1 protein-coding gene is annotated in these 441 nt (G+C 74.6%); it reads left to right on the top strand.

The features are described 5' to 3' along the window. A partial coding sequence (locus tag KBX53_RS35775) for a lipoprotein (RefSeq protein ID WP_247676667.1) occupies positions 1 to 415 on the top strand: 415 nt, incomplete at its 5' end. Between the last annotated feature and the right edge of the window lie 26 nt (positions 416 to 441).

Genomic DNA, 441 nt, shown 5'->3' with positions numbered 1-441 from the left:
GCCCAAGGATGAGCTGGCCGAACTGGTCGGCGAGGCGCTCACCAAGCGCGGCGGCACCACGGTGCGCTGCGAGGTGGACGGCCGCTCGGCCGGTGGCGGATTCCTGCGGATCTGGGCTGCGGACTCGCCAACCGGCACACCGCGCGCCGCGCTGGAGGGTTTCGCGGCCGGGGCCGGCGAGACGGTCACCGGGGCACAGTTCCGCGACCTGCGCGCCGGCGGCTTCGACGGCACCGAGATGACCTGGATCGCCACCAACCCGCTGGTCGAGGAGGAGTCGCGCAACTGGGCGCTGGCCGTCCAGCCGGCCGGGCAGACGCTGGTCTTCGCTGTCAACGAGGGGCTGATCACCGAGCGGACCGACGTGCTGCCGGCGTACCGGCTCGCGGTGCGCGGGCTCGCGCCGGGCGAGTGAGGTCGCCCGGCGCACGCGTCGACAGG

Source organism: Micromonospora sp. M51, from assembly GCF_018070305.1.
GTDB classification, from domain to species: Bacteria; Actinomycetota; Actinomycetes; order Mycobacteriales; family Micromonosporaceae; genus Micromonospora; species Micromonospora parva.
Note: the sequence above shows the minus strand (reverse complement) of the source record. Positions and strands in the feature narration are given on the sequence as shown.